Source organism: Kineococcus siccus, from assembly GCF_009906795.1.
GTDB classification, from domain to species: domain Bacteria; phylum Actinomycetota; class Actinomycetes; order Actinomycetales; family Kineococcaceae; genus Kineococcus; species Kineococcus siccus.
Genome location: NZ_JAAALN010000010.1, coordinates 13,729 through 32,247, shown reverse-complemented (window position 1 = coordinate 32,247; position 18,519 = coordinate 13,729). Strand labels below are relative to the sequence as shown.

The window sequence follows — 18,519 nt, the reverse complement described above, 5'->3', positions numbered from 1 at the left end:
GGAGAGGAACCACCCGTGAGCGACCTCGTCGTCGCACGCACCCGCGCCGAGCTGGCGGCCGCCCGCGACGCCCTGCCGTCGCCCGTCGCCGTCGTCATGACGATGGGGGCCCTGCACGCGGGGCACGCGCGCCTGGTCCGCGAGGCGCGCTCGCGCGGCGAGTCCGTCCTCGTGACCGTGTTCCTCAACCCGCTGCAGTTCGGCGCGGGGGAGGACCTCGCGCGCTACCCGCGCACCCTGGACGCCGACCTGGCTTTGGCCGCCGCCGAGGGGGCGGCCGTGGTGTTCGCCCCCGGCCCGGACGTCGTCTACCCCGACGGGGACCCCGGGGTCCGGGTCAGCGCGGGCGCGCTGGGCGACGTGCTCGAGGGGGCCAGCCGGCCCGGCCACTTCGACGGCGTGCTGACCGTCGTGGCCAAGCTCATGCACCTGACGCGCGCCGACGTGTGCCTGTTCGGGCAGAAGGACGCCCAGCAGCTGCTCCTCGTGCGCCGCATGGTCCGCGACCTCGACCTCGGGGTGGAGGTCGTGGCCGTGCCCACCGTGCGCGAGGACGACGGCCTGGCGATGTCGAGCCGCAACCGCTACCTGTCCCCCTTCGACCGCGAGGTCGCGCTCGCGCTGCACCGCAGCCTGTCGGCGGGGGAGGCCGCCGCCCCCGAGGGGCCGAGCGCCGTGCGCCGGGCCGCGCGCGACGTCCTGCGCGCCGAGCCCGCCGCGCGCGTGGACTACCTCGCGCTGGTGGACCCGCTGACCCTGACCGACGTCCCCGAGCACTTCCGGGGCGAGGCGCTGCTGGCCGTCGCGGCGCGCGTGGGTTCCACCCGGCTGATCGACAACGTGCCCCTCGTGATCGGCCGTGCGGGCGGCTGAGCCCGTCCCGATAACCTGGCGCCGTGGACGACGACGCGGTGGACGGCCCCGAGGACTCCGACGACCTGCCCGAGCAGGTGCGGGTGCGCCGCGACAAGCGGGACCGGATGCTCGCCGCGGGCGTCGAGCCGTTCCCGGTGTCCGTGCCCCGCACCACGTCCCTGGCCGCGGTGCGCACGGGCTGGGCGCACCTCGCCCCGGGTGAGGAGACGACCGACCTGGTGGGCGTGACGGGCCGGGTGGTCTACCAGCGGGGCACGGGCAAGCTCGCGTTCGCGACCCTGCAGGAGGGCGACGGCACCCGCCTGCAGGTCATGGTGTCCCTGGCCGGCGTCGGCGAGGACGCGCTCGCGGCCTGGAAGTCGGACGTCGACCTCGGCGACCTGGTGTTCGTGCACGGCGCGGTGATCTCCTCCCGCCGCGGTGAGCTGTCCGTCCTGGCGGACGCGTGGCGGATGGCGTCGAAGGCGCTGCGGCCCCTGCCCGTCCTGCACCGCGAGCTCTCCGAGGAGACGCGCGTGCGGCAGCGCTACGTCGACCTCATCGTGCGCGACGAGGCCCGCGTGACCGTGCGCGCGCGCTCGGCCGTCGTCCGCTCGCTGCGCCGCACGCTGGAGGACCGCGACTTCCTCGAGGTCGAGACGCCGATGCTGCAGGTGCAGCACGGCGGCGCCTCCGCGCGGCCGTTCGTGACGCACTCCAACGCCTTCGACACCGACCTCTTCCTGCGGATCGCGCCCGAGCTGTTCCTCAAGCGCTGCGTCGTGGGCGGGATCGAGCGGGTCTTCGAGATCAACCGCAACTTCCGCAACGAGGGCGCCGACTCCACCCACTCCCCGGAGTTCGCGATGCTCGAGGCGTACGAGGCCTGGGGCGACTACGACTCGATCGGCGCGCTGACCAAGGACCTCGTGCAGACCGCGGCGCAGCAGGCCTTCGGCACGCAGGTCGTCACGCTGGCCGACGGCAGCGAGTACGACGTCGGCGGCGAGTGGACCTCGATCGGGATGTACCCGTCGCTGTCGGAGTCCCTCGGCGAGGAGATCACGCCCCAGACGCCGGTGGCGCAGCTGCAGGCCGTCGCGGCCCGCCTCGGCGTGGCCGTGGACGAGGCCCGCTGGACGCACGGGAAGCTCGTGGAAGAACTCTGGGAACACCGCATCGCGGATTCCCTGCACGCGCCGACCTTCGTGCGCGACTTCCCCGTGGAAACCTCTCCGCTGACCCGCGCGCACCGCAGCGCGGAAGGCGTGGTGGAGAAGTGGGACCTGTACGTGCGCGGTTTCGAACTGGCCACCGGCTACTCCGAACTGGTGGATCCCGTGGTGCAGCGGGAGCGCTTCGAAGAACAGGCGCGGCTCGCTTCCCTGGGTGACGACGAGGCCATGCGCATCGACGAGGACTTCCTGCGCGCGCAGGAGCACGCGATGCCTCCCTCGGGCGGCATGGGCATGGGCATCGACCGCCTCCTGATGGCCCTCACCGGCCTCGGGATCCGCGAGACGATCCTGTTCCCGCTGGTCAAGCCGCGCTGACGCACCTCTCCCGGGCTGACGTACTGTGGGGCCGTGGACGTCCTCGCCGCTGTGCTGCCCTCGGCCGGGCTGCTCGTGCTCTTCCTCCTCCTCGTCCGCTCGATCCTGCACGCGGACCGACGGGAGCGCGCCGCCGAGGCACAGGTCCGCCGCGAGCTCCGGCAATCCCGCGATCCGGGCTCGCCGACTTCCTGAAGGCTTTTTGACAAAGCCGTCCCGACGCACCACCCTGAATGACGTCGTCCGCATTCCGTGGATGACCGGCGGATTCCCAGGGAGTGGTGCTCGAGATGGCGCAGAAGGTCCAGGTCATCCTCATGGACGACATCGACGGCAGTGACGCCGACGAGACCCTGTCGTTCTCCCTCGACGGCGTGAACTACGAGATCGACCTGTCCTCCGAGCACGCCACGGCCCTGCGCGAGGCCTTCGCCACCTGGGTGGGGCACGCGCGCCGCGTCGGCGCCCGCACGGGCGGCCGCCGCGCCGCCGCCAAGGCGCCCCGCGCCGCCGCCTCCTCGGGCGAGCCCGCCCGCGACACGGGCGCGGTCCGCGCCTGGGCCAAGGAGAACGGGTTCACGGTCTCCGACCGCGGCCGCATCTCCGCCGAGGTCGTCCAGGCCTACGACGACGCCCACTGACCCGCCCCGGGTGCGCACGCACGAGGCGGTCCTGCAGCGCATCGAGGCCGACCTCGCCGCGGGCCGGCTCCGCCTCGGCGGTCGCCTGCCGCCCGAGCGGGCGCTCGCCGAGCAGCTCGGGGTGAGCCGGGCCTCGGTGCGCGAGGCCGTCCGCGTGCTGGAGGCCATGGGCGTCGTGCGCGCCGGGGTGGGCTCGGGGCCCGAGGCGGGCACCGTCGTGGTCGCCGACCCGGCCGTCCCCCTCGCCGCCGCCGTCCGCCTGCACCTCGGCACCCGCGCGCTGCCCATCGGCGACGTCGTCGACGCGCGCGTCCTGCTGGAGACGTGGGCCGCGGCGTCCGCCGCCGCCCCCGGCCGCGGGGGTGCGGCCGCGCTCGAGCGCGCCGCGCAGCTTCTGGGGGACATGGCCGAGGAGTCGCTCCCCGCCGACGCCTTCCACCGCCTCGACGCCGAGTTCCACGTCGCCCTGGCCGAGGCCGCCGGCAACGTCCTCGTGACGGCGGTCATGGTGGCGCTGCGCGAGGCGATCCACTCCTACGTCATGACGGCCGTCGCCGCGCTGCCCGACTGGGAGGGCACGGCGCGGCGGCTGCGCGCCGAGCACACCGCGATCCTCGACGCCGTGCGCGCGGGCGAGGCCGCCGCCGCGACGGAGGCCGTGCGCTCGCACATCGTGGGGTTCTACTCCGAGGCCAGGGTGTCGGGGCTCGACGGCTGACGTCCGCACCCGCCGGGCACCCCGAACGCCGGAGGGAGCATCGGCCGGTCGGCGGACGCGCCCGGGACGGCGCTGCCGCCAGTCTCGACAGCGGAACAGCCGCGCCGGGTCACCGTGCGGCGGCCGCTGGTCGAGAGGGAGGACAACCATGATCGAGGCGATCGGTCTGCGGAAGGTGTACGGCCGCAAGGTGGCCGTGGAGGACCTCAGCTTCACGGTGCGACCGGGCATCGTGACGGGGTTCCTGGGACCCAACGGGTCGGGCAAGTCCACGACGATGCGCATGGTCGTCGGGCTGGACCGGCCGACCGCGGGGGAGGTGCTGGTCGACGGCAAGCCGTTCCAGCAGTCGGTGGCCCCGCTGTCGACGATGGGCGCCCTGCTGGACGCCAAGGCGGTGCACACGGGCCGGTCCGCGTTCCGGCACCTGCAGGCCATGGCCGCCACCGCGGGGATCCCGAGCTCGCGCGTCGAGGAGGTCATCGACCTCGTGGGCCTGCGCGAGGTCGCCCGCAAGCGCGCCGGCGGGTTCTCCCTCGGCATGGGCCAGCGCCTCGGCATCGCCTCCGCGCTGCTGGGCGACCCGTCCACCGTGATGTTCGACGAACCCGTCAACGGCCTCGACCCGGACGGCATCCTCTGGATCCGCCACCTCATGCAGGACCTGGCCCGCGAGGGCCGCGCGGTGTTCGTCTCCTCGCACCTCATGAGCGAGATGGCGCTGACCGCCGAGCACCTCGTCGTCATCGGCCGCGGCCGCCTCATCGCCGACGAGAGCGTCGCGACGTTCATCGACCGCGTGCACCCGCGCGGCGTCACCGTGCGCTCCCCGCAGGTGCAGCAGCTGCACGACGTCGTCCGCGACGCCGGGGGTTCCCTGACGCCGACCGGCGACGGGGCGTTCGAGGTCGTCGGCCTCAGCGCCGAGCGGATCGGCGACGCGGCGCTCGCCGGCGGGGTCGCCCTGCACGAGCTCACCACCGTCCGGGCCTCGCTCGAGGAGGCCTTCATGGAACTCACCGCGGGATCGCTGGAGTACCAGGCGCACGGCGCCGACCCCCAGCCCCCCGTCGTCGCGGCGCCGACCGCGTCCACCCCGCAGCAGCCGTCCCGCACCGAGAAGGAGGTCGCTCGATGAGCACCTGGACCAGTTCCCCCGCCCCCACCCGGTACCGCGCGGTCGAGCGCCGCGTCACGTTCGCCGGGCTGCTGCGCTCGGAGTGGATCAAGTTCTGGAGCGTCCGCTCCGTCGTGGTCACCATGGCCGCCGCGTTCGTGGCCATCGTCGGGTTCGGCGTCCTGCTGCCGCTGGCGGTGGGGTCGCAGCTCTCGGGGCCCGAGGCCGCGCAGCAGGGTCTGGACGCGACCGCCGTGAGCCTGCAGGGCGCGCAGCTGGCCAGCCTCATCGTGGCCGCGGTCGGCGTCATCGTCATCGCGGGGGAGTTCTCCACCGGGATGGTCCGGACGTCCTTCGTCAGCGCCCCGGGCCGGCTGGGCGTCCTGCTGGCCAAGGCCGTCGTGCTGGCGGTCACGGTCGCCCTCGTCCTGGGGGCCGCGGTGTTCATCGCGTTCCTCCTCGGCCAGGCCGTGCTGGACCGCGACGGCGCGGGTGCGTCGCTCGGTGACGACGGTGTCCTGCGGGCCGTGCTCGGCAACGTCGCGATGCTCGTGGGCATCGCCCTCGCGGGTCTGGGTCTCGGCGCCCTGATGCGGAACTCCGCGGGCGCCATCTGCACCCTGCTCGCGGCGCTGTTCGTGCTGCCGCTGCTGCTGATGGCCATCCCCGAGTCCTGGGGCGGCCCGACGCTGCGCGAGTACTACTTCGCCAACACGACGACGAACCTCATCGCCGTGCAGCAGCACGCCGACTACCTCTCCGTCGGCGCCGGGCTCGCCGTGTTCGCGGTCTGGGTCGCCGTGCTGCTCGGGGCCGGTGCCCTGAGCGCCCGCACGCGCGACGTCTGAGAACGGGGAACGGGGAACGGTGTCCGCCGCGCGGTACGGTCGCGGCGAGACCACCCCGAGGAGGAGACGTGCCCCGACGCGTCGTCGTGACCCTGCAGGTCCGGCCGGACCGCCTGGCGGAGTACCGCCGTCGCCACGCGGCGGTCTGGCCGGAGATGCTGGAGGCGCTCCAGGCCGCGGGGTGGAGTTCCTACACCCTGGACCTGCGGCCGGACGGCCTGCTGGTGGGGGTCCTCGAGACCGACGACCTGCCCGCCGCACAGGCCGCCATGGCCGCCACCGCCGTCAACGCCCGCTGGCAGGCGGAGATGGCGGAGTTCTTCGTCGACCTGCCGCAGGGCTCGCCCGACGCCTCGATGGTCCCGCTGGAACGCGTCTTCGACCTCGACGCTCAGCTGGCGGCCGTCAGGCGAGCGGCGCCGCGCTCCAGTCGCTCGTGAACTCGAGCCCGCTGCGCTTGACCATCTGGGTGACGGGGCAGCGGCGCTCGGTCTCCGCCTTCAGCCGGGCGAACTGCTCGGCGTCGGCGTCGGTCTGCAGCTCCAGCCGCAGGGCGATGCGGTCGAAGTTCGCGTTGCCCTCGGCGCCGGCCCCGATGACCGAGGGGTCGAGGTCGCCCTGGACGTGGAACGTCCAGGTGCCGAGCGTCAGGCCCAGGTCCTTGGCGACGATGCTGCCGGTGACCTGGTTGCACGAGGTGAGTGCCCCGAGCACGTAGCTCAGGGGACTCGGGTGCGCGTCGTCGCCGCCGAAGGACGGGTAGGTGTCGGCGTGGAACACGTGCTGGTTCTCACCGCTGACCGTGAGCGTCTGCGCCACACCGGAACCCCGGGCGTCGACGACGAACGGGACGGTCTTCTTCGCTGCGGCCACGCGGGTCCTCCAGGGTTCGACGACGCCCGGCCGGGCGTCCTCCGGCCAATGTAGGTGAAGGTTCACCTGGCTTTCCCGGCGAACCCGACCTACGGTCCCGACATGAAGCGATCCCTGCGCACCGTCGCGCTCGCCACCGCCACCTCCGCCCTCCTCCTCGCCGCCCCCGGTGTGGCCACCGCCGCCGACCGTCCCGCCGCCGCCCCCGCCGCGGCCGAGTGCCGCGGGAACGTCCCCGGCACCGTCGCGCTGCCCACCGGCTCCCTGCCCGAGGGCATCGCGGCCGGGAAGGGGACCACGTTCTACGCGGGGTCCCGCGCCGACGGCAGCATCGTGCGCGGGGACCTGCGCACGGGCCGCAGCTCGGTCCTGGTCCCCGGGGTGCCGGGCCGGATCGCCGTCGGCATGGTCTACGACGCGCGCACCGACCGGCTCTGGGTGGCCGGCGGCGCGACCGGGGCCGTGACGGTCTACGACGGCGGCACGGGCGCGGAGCTCGGGCGCTGGGTCGTGCCGGGCAGCGGCTTCCTCAACGACGTCGAGATCACGCGCGACGCGGCCTACGTCACCGACTCCTCCGTCCAGCGCCTCGTCGTCGTGCCGCTCGGGCGCCGCGGTGCGCTGCCCGCCGCCGACGGCGCCCGCACGCTGCCGATCACGGGCGACCTGCAGTACGGCCCCGGCTTCAACGCCAACGGGATCCGCGCGCTGGGCGACGGCGCGCTCGTCGTGACGCAGTCGAGCACGGGCGACCTGTTCCGGGTCGACCCCGCCACGGGGGCGAGCGACCGTCTGGAGATCAGCGGGCGCGACCTCACCGCGGGCGACGGCCTCGTGCTGCGCGGGCGCACGCTGTACGTCGTGTACGGGTTCTCCACCGACTCCGCGGCCGTCGTGCGGCTGGCCGCCGACGGCCGCAGCGGTGCGGTGGTCGGCGAGGTCGGGGACCCCGACCTCGACCGGCCCACCACCGGGATCCTCTCCGCGGGTGCGCTCTACCTCGTCAACGGGCGCTTCGCGAACCCCTCGCCCACGACCGCCGACTACCAGGTCGTGCGCGTCGAGGTGCGCTGAGGCCGCCCCGCCTCACGTGCCGGACGTGGCGCTCGCGCTCGGGGACGCCGACGGCGCCGGGGTGCCGGCGTCACCGTCCGGCCCCGGGCCGCCGCCGCGGCCGCCGCGCGCGGGCGCCGTCCCGTCCACGCGGGCCGTCACCCGCTCGGTGAGCTCCGCGAGGCGCGCGTCGGCCTGCGCCTGCGTGAGGTCGCCGTCGGTGACGCGCTGGGCGATCCGGGTCTTCTCCGCGTCCACCAGGGCCGTGACCAGGTCGTCCACGGCGACGCCCTGGTCACCGGCGACCTCGGCCAGTGTCCGGCCGTCCTGCAGCGCGGTCCGCAGGTCGTCCTCGCTGAGCCCGAGCGTCGTGGCCGCGGTCGCCAGGTCGGCGCCGCCCCCGGGGCCGTGACCCCCGCCGGGGCCGCCCCGGCCGCCGAGGTCGGCCGAGCCGAGCGTCGTCGCGACCTCGTCGGCCTGGTCCTGGGAGATCGACCCGTCGCCCACCAGCCCGGCGAGCGCGTCCTTGATCGCCTGGACGCGCGACGTCGGCGCCGTGCCCGTCTCGTCGGCGGCCGAGGCCGATCCCGACACGGCGAGCCCGCCGACGCCGAGCGCGCCGATGGCCAGTGCGGTGGCGATCCTCTTCTTCACGGGGTCGTTCCCTCCTCGCGTCGGCCGGCTGGTCCGGCCGTCCCTGCGAGGTTCGGCGCCGGGCCTGTGGCAGGCCTGTGCCCCGTCCCAGGACCGCGCCTGTGCGGGCCCCCGGTGTACAGCCCGGACGCGCGGAACCGCAGGCCGGGCGCCGCCAGCTCCTCGAGCCCGTGGGCGAGGAACCCGGCCGTGCGCGCCACCTCGAACAGCAGCTCGCCCGCGTCCGGCGGCAGGCCGTGCGCGTGCTGGAAGGCCGCCAGCGCCAGGTCGACGTTGGGGAGGTCCTCGACGTGGTCGCGGACGACCTCGACGGCCGCGCGCACCGGGCCGTCGGGCAGGGCGTCGAGCAGCGCCTCGGCGCGCGGGTCGCGCTCGCGGTAGAGGACGTGCCCGAAGCCCGGCACGCCGAGGCCTGCCCGCAGCCGCTCCGCGACGGCCGCGAGCGGGTCCACCAGCGCCTCGGCGAGGAAGCGGTGCGCCACCGTGCTGGCCGACCCGTGCGCGTCGCCGTCGGCCGCCGCGAGCCCGGCCGCGAGCACCGAGTACGGGGTCGCGCGGGCGCTCGCGGCCACCCGGGCGGCGAGCGTGGACAGCGCCAGGCCGTGGTCGGCGAGCAGCACGAGGACGGGGTCGAGCAGCTGCGGCTCGGCCCGGCCGAGCAGCACGTGCGACAGGCGCCCGGCCACCGACGGGTGCGCGGTGGGGGAGAGGGCGGCCGTGACGGTCCCCAGCACCCGCTCGCCGTGGCGCAGGAAGGCACCGGGGGAGAGGTCGGAGCGCAGCGGGTCCGCACCGCCGAGCACGGCGACGCCCACCCGGAGGTGGTCGCTGCGCCGGGCGGTGGGCGGCAGCACGGCGACGGCCCGGCGCACCAGGTCGACGAGGTCGGCGGGTGCGTCGAAGGGCCGGTCGTCGAGCTCACCCGTCCACAGCAGCCGGGCGACGGCCTCGAACGTCGTCGTCCGCGCCAGGTCGACCACGCGGTGCCCGCGGTAGTGCAGGTCGTCGCCGTCCAGGGAGGTGATGGCCGTGCGCACGGTCTCGACGACGCCCGACGGCGCCCGGTCGCCGCGGCCGCGGGCGACGAGGCGGTCGACCTCGGCGGCGTCGAAGAGGCTGCCGCGCCGGCCCGGCGCCCGGCGGCTCGTGAGCAGGCCGCGGCTGACGTAGGCGTACAGCGTCTGGGGCTTGACCCCGAGCCGGTGCGCGGCCTCGGCGGACGTCAGGTCGGCCATGGTTGATTCGATCAACGTTGACGCCTGCTGTCAAGTAGCCGACCCTGGCGCCATGACGACACCGCCCACCGCGTCCCTCGCCCCGCCCGGCCTGCGGGGCGTGGTGGTCACCGAGACGACGCTGGGTGACGTCCTGGGTGAGGAGGGGTCGTTCCACTACCGCGGTTACTCCGGCGTCGAGCTCGCGCTGACCCGCGACGTGGAGGAGGTGTGGTTCCTCCTGCACCGCGGCCACCTGCCGTCCGCCACCGAGCGCGCCGCCTTCGGGGCCGAGGTCGCGGCCGCGCGGGAGCCGGGGGCCGCGGTGCGGGCGGCCCTCCCGGGCATCGCGGCGGCCGGCGAAGGCGCCGCGCCGCTCACGGGCCTGCGGACCGCGCTGTCGCTGCTGGCCGCCGAGGAGGGGCTGCGGCCCGTCCTCGACCTCGACCCCGCCCGGCGGGCCCGCGACGCCCTGCGCCTGTGCGCCGTCACGCCGACCGTGCTCGCGGCCCTGCACCGCCTGCGCCGGGGCCTCGACCCCGTGCCGCCGCGCACCGACCTCGGCACCGCGGCGGGCTGGCTGTGGATGCTGACGGGTGAGGAGCCGGACCCGCGGCACGTGCGGGCGCTGCAGCGCTACCTCGTCGCGACGCTGGACCACGGCTTCAACGCCTCGACCTTCACGGCCCGCGTCGTGACGTCGACCGGGGCCGACGTGGCGGCCGCCGTCGTCGCGGCCCTCGGCGCCTTCTCGGGTCCCCTGCACGGCGGCGCCCCCGACCGCGCGCTGGCCGCCCTCGACGAGATCGGCACGCCCGAGCGCGCCGGCGCGTGGGTCCGGGACCGGCTGGCGGCGGGGGAGCGGGTCATGGGCTTCGGCCACGCCGTCTACCGCACCGCCGACCCGCGCGCGGTGCTGCTGTCGGCGACGGCGCGGGAGCTCGGCGGCGAGCTCGCCGACCGGGCCGCCGCCGTGGAGCGCCGGGTCGTGGAGGTGCTCGCCGAGCTCAAGCCGGGCCGCTCCCTGCACGCCAACGTCGAGTTCCAGGCCGGGGTGGTCATGGAGCTCTGTGGGCTGGACCGCGTGCTGTTCACGCCCACTTTCGCCGTCAGCCGCGTCGTCGGATGGTGCGCCCACGTCCTCGAGCAGACCGACGAGGGACGCCTCGTGCGCCCGTCCGCCCGCTACGTGGGACCGCCCCCGCGCCCGGTGCCGCCGCGGCCGTAGACCTGGGAGGTCTTCAGGAGGAGCCTGGGGCTGCCGATGGACACCTGGAGGTCGATGCCACGGCCCGCTGCGCCCCCGCGTCAGGAGCCCACCGTGTACGGACTGGTCAACACCGCCGTGGCCGACCTCGCGCGCGCCGTCGGCGGCGAGGACACCTGGCAGGCCATCCGCGCCCGCGCGGGCGTCACCGAGGTGGCCTTCGTCGGCATGACCGGCTACCCCGACGAGGTGACCTACCGCCTCGTCCAGGCCGCCAGCGAGGAGCTCGGCCTCACGACGGAGCAGGTCCTCGTCGCCTTCGGGCGGCACTGGGTGACCTTCACGGCGGCCGAGGGCTGGGGGCCGCTGCTGCAGGCCGCGGGGGGCTCCGTCGCCGAGGTGCTGGCCGGGCTCGACGCCCTCCACGCGCGCATCAGCCTGATGATGCCGGAGCTGCGCCCGCCGTCCTTCCGCTGCGAGCCGATCGACGCCACCAGCCTCGTGCTGCACTACTACTCCGACCGGCCGGGCCTGTCCGCGATGGTCGTCGGCCTCGTCGAGGGGCTCGGCGAGCTCCTCGGCCAGGAGGCGACGGCCAGGCAGACCCGCGGGACCGACGACGGCGCCGACCACGACGAGTTCCTCGTCCACCACGCCCCGCGGCCCACGTGAGCCGCCCGGGCGGTCTCCCCGACGCGCTGACCGACCGGATCCTCGACGAGGCGTTCCCCTTCCACCTCGTGCTCGACGGCACCGGCACGGCGGTCCGGGTCGGCGCGTCCCTGCGCATCGCGTGCCCGGACCTCGTGCCGGGCGTGGACGTCGCGCAGCACCTGCGCGTGCGCAGCCCCCGCGGCACGGGCTGGTCCTTCGACGCGGACCACGCCGCCCCCGCGGGCCTGGTGCTCGTGGAGGCCGTCGCGGGCCCCCTCGTCCTGCGCGGCCAGCTCCTCACGCTGCCCGACGGCGTGCTGCTGCTGGGCTCGCCGTGGGTGACGACGCTCGCCGCCCTGGGCCCCCTCGGCCTGCGGCTGGACCACTTCGCCGCGGCCGACCCCGTCACGGACTTCGTCATGATGCTCGGCGCCCAGACCAGCGCGCTCGCCGACGCCCGCCAGCTCGCCTCGGCGCTGGCCGCGCAGGCCGCCGAGCAGGCCCACCAGGCCGCCCACGACGCGCTGACCGGCCTGCCGAACCGGGCGCACTTCACCGCCCGCCTGACCGCCTCGCTCGACGCGGCGCGCGCGACCGGCGGCAGCGTCGCCGTCGCGCTGCTCGACCTCGACCGGTTCAAGGAGGTCAACGACACCCTCGGGCACCACTGCGGCGACGAGCTGCTGAGCCTCGTGGGCCCCCGCATCCAGCAGGTCCTGCGCGAGGGCGACCTCGTGGCGCGCCTGGGGGGCGACGAGTTCGGGCTCGTCCTGGTCACGCCCGAGGAGGGCGACGCGGCGGTCACCGACGTCGTCAGCGTCGTGCGGCGCGTCCTGCAGGCCTTCGACGAGCCCTTCCCCGTCGACGGCGTGACCCTGACCCTGGGGGCGAGCGCCGGCGTCGCCGTCGCGCCCCAGCACGGCGACTCCCAGGCCGGGCTCGTCCAGCACGCCGACGTCGCCATGTACCTCGCGAAGGCGGCGCACGAGTCGCTCGCCGTGTACCGCTCCGCCCTGGACGACCACGACCCCCGCAAGCTGCGGCTGCTCGCGCAGCTGCGCACGGGCATCGACGCGGGGGAGCTGGTGCTGGAGTACCAACCGCTGCTGGACCTCGCGAGCGGGCGCGTGCGGGGCGTCGAGGCGCTCGTGCGCTGGGACCACCCCGACGAGGGCCGGCTCGGGCCGGGCGAGTTCATCCCGCTCGCCGAGAGCAGCGGCCTGGTGCACCGGCTGACCCACCACGTCCTGGCCGTGGCCTGCGACCAGGCGCGCCGCTGGCAGCGCGCGGGGCGGCCGCTGGTCGTGTCCGTCAACGTCTCCGCCCGCTGCCTGCTCGACGAGACCCTGCCGGACCGCGTCGCGGCCGAGCTGGCGCGGACGGCCCTGTCGTCGCGGCTGCTGAAGCTGGAGGTGACCGAGAGCGCGATCATCGCCGACCCGCGGCGCGCCCAGGTCATCATCGAGCGGCTGCGCGCCCTGGGCGTGGCGCTGTCGATCGACGACTTCGGCACCGGGTACACCTCGCTGGCCTCGCTGCGCGACCTGCCCGTCAACGAGCTGAAGGTGGACCGCTCCTTCGTCACGACCATGCTCGACGAGCCCCGCAACGCCGCGATCGTGCGCACGGGGATCGAGCTCGCGCGGCGCCTCGGCCTGGACTGCGTGGCCGAGGGGATCGAGGACGGCGCGACGCTCGCGGCGCTCGCGGACCTCGGGTGCACGACGGCGCAGGGCTACCACGTGGCGCGCCCCATGCCCGTGGCGCAGCTGGACGCCTGGCTCGCTGCGCGGGACGCGCCCGCGGACGCCCGCCGGCGGCCCGTGGGGGCCGGCGGCGGGGTCTGACCCGCCGCGCCGAGGGGCTCCGCGCGAGGCCGGTCACTACGCCACCAGCGAACGGCGGTGGCGGAATCGCCCCGGGCAGGCGCAGGTTGGTACCCACGACCGGGTCACGAACGGCTCACGACCTCGCGGTGACAGCCGATGGGAGTGAGACTGTCAGTGCCCGGGTCTAGCATCGGAGTGGTCCGCTGGGGGACAGCCCCCTGGACCCGACCACCCGCGAGGAGCGCCGCATGTTCGAGAGGTTCACCGACCGCGCCCGACGGGTCGTCGTCCTGGCCCAAGAAGAGGCCCGGATGCTCAACCACAACTACATCGGGACCGAGCACATCCTGCTCGGCCTGATCCACGAGGGCGAAGGCGTCGCTGCGAAGGCCCTCGAGTCCCTCGGCATCTCGCTGGACGCCGTCCGTGAGCAGGTCCAGGAGATCATCGGGCAGGGCCAGCAGGCCCCGTCGGGTCACATCCCCTTCACCCCCCGGGCCAAGAAGGTCCTGGAGCTCTCGCTGCGCGAAGCGCTGCAGCTGGGGCACAACTACATCGGGACCGAGCACATCCTGCTCGGCCTCATCCGCGAGGGCGAGGGCGTCGCCGCCCAGGTCCTCGTGAAGCTCGGAGCCGACCTCAACCGGGTCCGCCAGCAGGTCATCCAGCTGCTGTCCGGCTACCAGGGCAAGGAGCCCGCGACGTCCGGTGGGCCCCAGGAGGGCACCCCGTCCGGCTCCCTGGTGCTCGACCAGTTCGGCCGCAACCTGACGCAGGCGGCCCGCGAGGGCAAGCTCGACCCGGTCATCGGCCGGGACCCGCAGATCGAGCGCGTCATGCAGGTGCTGTCGCGCCGGACGAAGAACAACCCGATCCTCATCGGCGAGCCCGGCGTCGGGAAGACGGCGGTCGTCGAGGGCCTGGCCCAGAGCGTCGTGCGCGGCGAGGTGCCCGAGACGCTCAAGGACAAGCAGATCTACACCCTCGACCTCGGCGCGCTCGTCGCCGGCAGCCGCTACCGCGGTGACTTCGAGGAGCGGCTGCGCAAGGTCCTCAAGGAGATCCGCACGCGCGGCGACATCATCCTGTTCATCGACGAGATCCACACCCTCGTCGGGGCGGGTGCCGCCGAGGGCGCCATCGACGCGGCCTCCATCCTCAAGCCGATGCTGGCGCGCGGGGAGCTGCAGACCATCGGGGCGACGACCCTCGACGAGTTCCGCAAGCACATCGAGAAGGACCCGGCCCTGGAGCGGCGCTTCCAGCCCATCCAGGTCCCCGAGCCCAACCTCGCCCACGCGATCGAGATCCTCAAGGGCCTGCGCGACCGGTACGAGGCGCACCACCGCGTCTCGATCACCGACGCGGCGCTCGTCGCGGCCGCCACGCTGGCCGACCGCTACGTCAACGACCGCTACCTGCCCGACAAGGCGATCGACCTCATCGACGAGGCGGGCGCGCGCCTGCGCATCCGCCGCATGACCGCACCGCCGGACCTGCGCGAGTTCGACGAGCGCATCGCCGACGTGCGCCGCGAGAAGGAGAGCGCGATCGACGCGCAGGACTTCGAGAAGGCCGCGTCGCTGCGCGACAAGGAGAAGAAGCTCCTGGCGCAGAAGGGCGAGCGCGAGAAGCAGTGGAAGTCCGGCGACATGGACGTCATCGCCGAGGTCGACGAGAACCTGATCGCCGAGGTCCTCGCCACCGCCACGGGCATCCCGGTCTTCAAGCTGACGGAGGAGGAGTCCACCCGTCTGCTGAAGATGGAGGACGAGCTCCACCAGCGCATCGTCGGCCAGAACGACGCGGTCCGGGCGCTGTCCCAGGCCATCCGCCGCACCCGGGCGGGGCTCAAGGACCCCAAGCGTCCCGGCGGGTCGTTCATCTTCGCCGGCCCCACCGGCGTCGGGAAGACCGAGCTGGCCAAGGCCCTCGCCGAGTTCCTCTTCGGTGAGGAGGACGCGCTCATCCAGCTCGACATGAGCGAGTTCTCGGAGAAGCACACCGTGTCGCGGCTCTTCGGCTCGCCCCCCGGCTACGTGGGCTACGAGGAGGGCGGGCAGCTCACCGAGAAGGTGCGCCGCAAGCCGTTCTCCGTGGTCCTCTTCGACGAGGTCGAGAAGGCCCACCCGGACATCTTCAACTCGCTCCTGCAGATCCTGGAGGACGGTCGCCTGACCGACTCCCAGGGCCGCTCGGTGGACTTCAAGAACACCGTGATCATCATGACCACGAACCTGGGCACCCGGGACATCTCCAAGGGTGTCGCGACGGGCTTCGCCGCCTCGGGCGGGACGCAGACGAACTACGACCGGATGAAGTCCAAGGTCAACGAGGAGCTCAAGCAGCACTTCCGCCCCGAGTTCCTCAACCGCGTCGACGACATCGTCGTCTTCCCCCAGCTGTCGCAGGACGAGATCATCCAGATCGTCGACCTCATGCTGGCGAAGCTCGACGACCGCCTGAAGGACAAGGACATGGGGATCGAGCTGACCCCCTCGGCCAAGGTCCTCCTCGCGACGAAGGGCTACGACCCCGTGATGGGGGCCCGGCCGCTGCGCCGGACCATCCAGCGCGACGTCGAGGACGTGCTCAGCGAGAAGATCCTCTTCGGCGAGCTGCGCCCCGGCCAGATCGTCATGGTCGGCACCGAGGGCGAGGGCGTCGACCAGAAGTTCACCTTCGAGGGCACCCTCAAGGAGGACCTGCCGGTGACCGTGCCGGTGGACGCCAGCGGGGCCGTCGACCCCGAGTGACGTGACCTCCCGGTGAGACCGCCGGGAGACGAGAGGCCCGGTACCCCCTGCGGGGTACCGGGCCTCTGCGCGTCTGGGAGGATCACGCGTGTGAGTGCCGCCGGGACCGACGTGACGGTGCGCCCCGCCCGGACCGCCGACGTGCCCGCGATGCGCCGGCTCGTGCAGTCCTACGCGGCGGAGCGCATCCTGCTCGCCAAGGAGACCATCACCCTCTACGAGGCCGTCCAGGAGTTCGTGGTCGCCGAGGTCGCGGGCGCCGTGGTGGGCTGCGGTGCGGTGCACGTGCTGTGGGAGGACCTCGCGGAGGTGCGCACCCTCGCCGTCGACCCGGCCGTCCGCGGCACGGGCGTCGGGCACCGGCTGCTCGAGGCCCTGCTGCGGCGCGCCGACGACCTCGGGGTGACCCGGCTGTTCTGCCTCACGTTCGAGACGCGGTTCTTCGGCGCGCACGGCTTCGTCGAGATCGAGGGCACCCCCGTGGCCCCCGACGTCTACGCCGAGATGCTGCGCTCGCACGACGAGGGGGTCGCGGAGTTCCTCGACCTCGCCCGCGTCAAGCCCAACACCCTGGGCAACGCCCGGATGCTGCGGGTCGTCCCCGCGGCCGGCCCGCAGGAGGAGCACGCATGAGCAACCCCCCCACCACGACCGTCGTCGTCATGGGTGTCTCCGGCAGCGGCAAGACGACCGTCGCCACGGGGGTCGCCGAGGCGCTGGGCTGGAAGTACTCCGAGGGCGACGACTTCCACCCGCCCGCGAACGTCGAGAAGATGCGCTCGGGCCACCCTCTCGTCGACGAGGACCGCTGGCCGTGGCTGCGTGACATCGCCACCTGGATCGGCGACCGCGAGGCGCTGGGCGAGAGCGTGGTCATCACGTGCTCGGCCCTCAAGCGCAGCTACCGCGACCTGCTCGCCGACGGCCACCCGTCGGTCGTCTTCTGCATGCTCGAGGTCCCCGCGGCCGTGCTCGCCGAGCGGATGGCCCACCGGGAGGGCCACTACATGCCCGCGTCCCTGCTGCGCAGCCAGCTCGAGACGCTCGAGCCCCTGCAGCCCGACGAGCGGGGCTTCGTCGTCCCGGTCGAGGGCGGCGAGGACGCGGTGCTGGCCGCCGTGCTGCGCCACCTGCGGCCGCACCGTGGAGGGTGACCTGGTGGTCGACCGCCGCCTCACCGTCCCCGCGGTGGAGCTGCGCGAGCGCTTCTCGCGCGCCGGCGGCCCCGGCGGGCAGGGCGTCAACACGACCGACTCCCGCGTCGAGCTGTCCTTCGACGTCGCGCGCTCGGCCGCCCTGCCCGAGGACCTGAGGGAGCGGGCGCTGCAGCGGCTGGCCGGCCGCCTCGTCGACGGCGTCGTCACCGTGGTGGCGTCCGAGCACCGCGCCCAGCTGCGCAACCGCGCGGCGGCCGCCCAGCGGATGAGCGAGCTGCTCGCGGCCGCCGTCGCGCCGGACCCGCCGGCGCGCCGCCCGACGCGGCCCACGCGGGGCTCGCAGCGCCGCCGGCTGGCGGGCAAGCGCGCCCGCGGCGACGTCAAGCGGCTGCGCCGCAGCACCGACGACTGAGGCGGCGCGTCAGGTCCCCGGCAGGGCGAAGCGGCCGCCGGGCCGCGGCTGCACGAGGCCGTCGGCGACGAGGCCGTCCAGGCACCGGCCGCGCTGGACGGGATCGGTGGTCCAGGCCGCGGCGAGCTCGTCGGCGCCGACGGGGCCGGGCGCCTCGCGCAGCACCGCGAGCAGCCGTCCCCGCACCTGCCGGTCGGTGCCCGCCCACGCCTGCGCCCGCCGGGCGGGGCCGTCGTGGGCCGGGCGGCCCGCGAGCACCCACGCGCACTCCGCCAGCAGCGGGCAGAGCGGGCAGCGCGGCGCCCGGGCGGTGCAGACCAGCGCCCCCAGCTCCATGACCGCGACGCCCCAGCGCGCGGACGTCTCGGGGTCGGCGGGGAGCAGGTCCGCCGCCAGCCGCGTCTCGGCGCTGGTCAGGGCCGGCGCCGGTTTGGCCGCGCCCGTGACCGCGCGGGCGTGCACCCGGCGAACGTTGGTGTCGACCACCGCGTGCCGCGCGCGGAAGGCGAAGGCCGCGACCGCCGCCGCGGTGTAGGCGCCCACGCCGGGCAGCGCGAGCAGGTCGGCGTGCTCGGACGGCACCCGGCCGTCGTGCCGCTCCGTGATCGCGACCGCCGCGGCGTGCAGCCGCAGCGCGCGGCGCGGGTACCCGAGCCGCCCCCACGCGCGGACGGCCTCGCCGGGGGCGTCGGCGGCGAGGTCGGGGGCCGTGGGCCACCGCCGCAACCAGGCCTCCCACTGCGGCAGCACGCGCGCCACGGGCGTCTGCTGCAGCATCACCTCGCTGACCAGCACGCCCCACGGGGAGCACTCCGCGTCGCGCCACGGCAGGTCGCGGGCGTTCGCGGCGTACCAGTCCAGGACGGCGTCGAGCACCCCCCGATGGTCCCACGAGGACCGCAGCGTGCTCGACGATGCACGGTCGGTGATGCCTTGCGCCGCAGGCCGACACCCGCGGCGCGCCTTCCCCACAGCGCG

20 protein-coding genes are annotated in these 18,519 nt (G+C 74.8%); 16 read left to right on the top strand and 4 right to left on the bottom strand.

All coding sequences use genetic code 11. From position 1 onward, the window contains the following. The first annotated feature begins 15 nt into the window (after positions 1 to 15). The 8 genes from panC (at position 16) to GTR02_RS02875 (ending at position 6,172) form a co-directional block, all read left to right on the top strand. Positions 16 to 873: a pantoate--beta-alanine ligase gene (panC, locus tag GTR02_RS02910; protein ID WP_166605978.1), complete on the top strand. Its 858-nt coding sequence runs from the start codon at positions 16 to 18 to the stop codon at positions 871 to 873. A gap of 23 nt (positions 874 to 896) precedes the next feature. After that, the gene (lysS, locus tag GTR02_RS02905) at positions 897 to 2,408 is read left to right on the top strand and encodes a lysine--tRNA ligase (RefSeq protein ID WP_338073544.1); all 1,512 of its coding nucleotides are present in this window, start codon (positions 897 to 899) and stop codon (positions 2,406 to 2,408) included. A gap of 33 nt (positions 2,409 to 2,441) precedes the next feature. Further along, positions 2,442 to 2,603: a hypothetical protein gene (locus tag GTR02_RS02900; RefSeq protein WP_166605977.1), complete on the top strand. Its 162-nt coding sequence runs from the start codon at positions 2,442 to 2,444 to the stop codon at positions 2,601 to 2,603. A gap of 95 nt (positions 2,604 to 2,698) precedes the next feature. After that, the gene (locus GTR02_RS02895) at positions 2,699 to 3,049 is read left to right on the top strand and encodes a histone-like nucleoid-structuring protein Lsr2 (protein WP_166605976.1); all 351 of its coding nucleotides are present in this window, start codon (positions 2,699 to 2,701) and stop codon (positions 3,047 to 3,049) included. Positions 3,050 to 3,059: 10 nt separating this feature from the next. Further along, positions 3,060 to 3,767 (top strand): FCD domain-containing protein, encoded by a 708-nt coding sequence (locus GTR02_RS02890; protein WP_166605975.1) that lies wholly within the window; start codon positions 3,060 to 3,062, stop codon positions 3,765 to 3,767. Between the two features lie 148 nt (positions 3,768 to 3,915). After that, a complete protein-coding gene (locus GTR02_RS02885) occupies positions 3,916 to 4,905 on the top strand; it encodes an ATP-binding cassette domain-containing protein (protein ID WP_166605974.1) in 990 nt (329 codons plus the stop codon). Further along, a complete protein-coding gene (locus tag GTR02_RS02880) occupies positions 4,902 to 5,732 on the top strand; it encodes an ABC transporter permease (RefSeq protein ID WP_166605973.1) in 831 nt (276 codons plus the stop codon). The genes GTR02_RS02885 and GTR02_RS02880 overlap by 4 nt, the downstream gene beginning before the upstream one ends. Positions 5,733 to 5,800: 68 nt before the next feature. Further along, positions 5,801 to 6,172 carry an L-rhamnose mutarotase gene (locus tag GTR02_RS02875; protein ID WP_166605972.1) on the top strand — a complete coding sequence of 124 codons (372 nt, stop codon included), beginning with the start codon at positions 5,801 to 5,803 and terminating at the stop codon, positions 6,170 to 6,172. On the opposite strand, the gene GTR02_RS22670 is transcribed toward GTR02_RS02875, so the two are convergent. Then, positions 6,138 to 6,605 carry an OsmC family protein gene (locus GTR02_RS22670; RefSeq protein WP_166605971.1) on the bottom strand — a complete coding sequence of 156 codons (468 nt, stop codon included), beginning with the start codon at positions 6,603 to 6,605 and terminating at the stop codon, positions 6,138 to 6,140. The two genes, GTR02_RS02875 and GTR02_RS22670, sit on opposite strands and share 35 nt — an antisense overlap. Positions 6,606 to 6,707: 102 nt before the next feature. Between GTR02_RS22670 and GTR02_RS22665 the strand changes: the two genes are divergently transcribed. Next, positions 6,708 to 7,679, top strand: coding sequence for an NHL repeat-containing protein (locus GTR02_RS22665; protein ID WP_166605970.1), 972 nt, complete (start codon positions 6,708 to 6,710; stop codon positions 7,677 to 7,679). 12 nt (positions 7,680 to 7,691) lie between these two features. Here the strand turns inward: GTR02_RS22665 and GTR02_RS02860 are convergent, their stop codons facing one another. Then, positions 7,692 to 8,312, bottom strand: a complete 621-nt coding sequence (locus tag GTR02_RS02860; RefSeq protein WP_166605969.1) for a hypothetical protein — start codon at positions 8,310 to 8,312, stop codon at positions 7,692 to 7,694. Continuing rightward, entirely contained in the window at positions 8,309 to 9,547 is a 1,239-nt protein-coding gene (locus tag GTR02_RS02855) for a citrate synthase (RefSeq protein WP_166605991.1), read from the bottom strand. Before GTR02_RS02855 ends, GTR02_RS02860 begins: the two co-directional genes overlap by 4 nt. Before the next feature lie 52 nt (positions 9,548 to 9,599). Here GTR02_RS02855 and GTR02_RS02850 point away from each other — a divergent pair, with 52 nt between their 5' ends. The 7 genes from GTR02_RS02850 (at position 9,600) to arfB (ending at position 17,541) form a co-directional block, all read left to right on the top strand. Further along, complete coding sequence (locus GTR02_RS02850) at positions 9,600 to 10,754, top strand: citrate synthase (RefSeq protein WP_166605968.1); 1,155 nt, start codon at positions 9,600 to 9,602, stop codon at positions 10,752 to 10,754. Between the two features lie 93 nt (positions 10,755 to 10,847). Next, positions 10,848 to 11,405: a heme NO-binding domain-containing protein gene (locus GTR02_RS02845; RefSeq protein WP_166605967.1), complete on the top strand. Its 558-nt coding sequence runs from the start codon at positions 10,848 to 10,850 to the stop codon at positions 11,403 to 11,405. Next, a complete protein-coding gene (locus GTR02_RS02840) occupies positions 11,402 to 13,234 on the top strand; it encodes an EAL domain-containing protein (protein ID WP_166605966.1) in 1,833 nt (610 codons plus the stop codon). The genes GTR02_RS02845 and GTR02_RS02840 overlap by 4 nt, the downstream gene beginning before the upstream one ends. A 230-nt stretch (positions 13,235 to 13,464) precedes the next feature. After that, positions 13,465 to 15,972 (top strand): ATP-dependent Clp protease ATP-binding subunit, encoded by a 2,508-nt coding sequence (locus tag GTR02_RS02835; RefSeq protein ID WP_166605965.1) that lies wholly within the window; start codon positions 13,465 to 13,467, stop codon positions 15,970 to 15,972. A 90-nt stretch (positions 15,973 to 16,062) separates the two neighbouring features. Beyond that, positions 16,063 to 16,605, top strand: a complete 543-nt coding sequence (locus GTR02_RS02830; RefSeq protein ID WP_338073543.1) for an amino-acid N-acetyltransferase — start codon at positions 16,063 to 16,065, stop codon at positions 16,603 to 16,605. Then, the gene (locus GTR02_RS02825; protein ID WP_166605963.1) at positions 16,602 to 17,126 is read left to right on the top strand and encodes a gluconokinase; all 525 of its coding nucleotides are present in this window, start codon (positions 16,602 to 16,604) and stop codon (positions 17,124 to 17,126) included. The genes GTR02_RS02830 and GTR02_RS02825 overlap by 4 nt, the downstream gene beginning before the upstream one ends. Before the next feature lies 1 nt (position 17,127). Further along, entirely contained in the window at positions 17,128 to 17,541 is a 414-nt protein-coding gene (gene arfB, locus GTR02_RS02820; protein ID WP_205708527.1) for an alternative ribosome rescue aminoacyl-tRNA hydrolase ArfB, read from the top strand. 9 nt (positions 17,542 to 17,550) lie between these two features. On the opposite strand, the gene GTR02_RS02815 is transcribed toward arfB, so the two are convergent. Continuing rightward, positions 17,551 to 18,444 carry an HhH-GPD family protein gene (locus GTR02_RS02815; protein ID WP_420814682.1) on the bottom strand — a complete coding sequence of 298 codons (894 nt, stop codon included), beginning with the start codon at positions 18,442 to 18,444 and terminating at the stop codon, positions 17,551 to 17,553. Positions 18,445 to 18,519 lie beyond the last annotated feature (75 nt).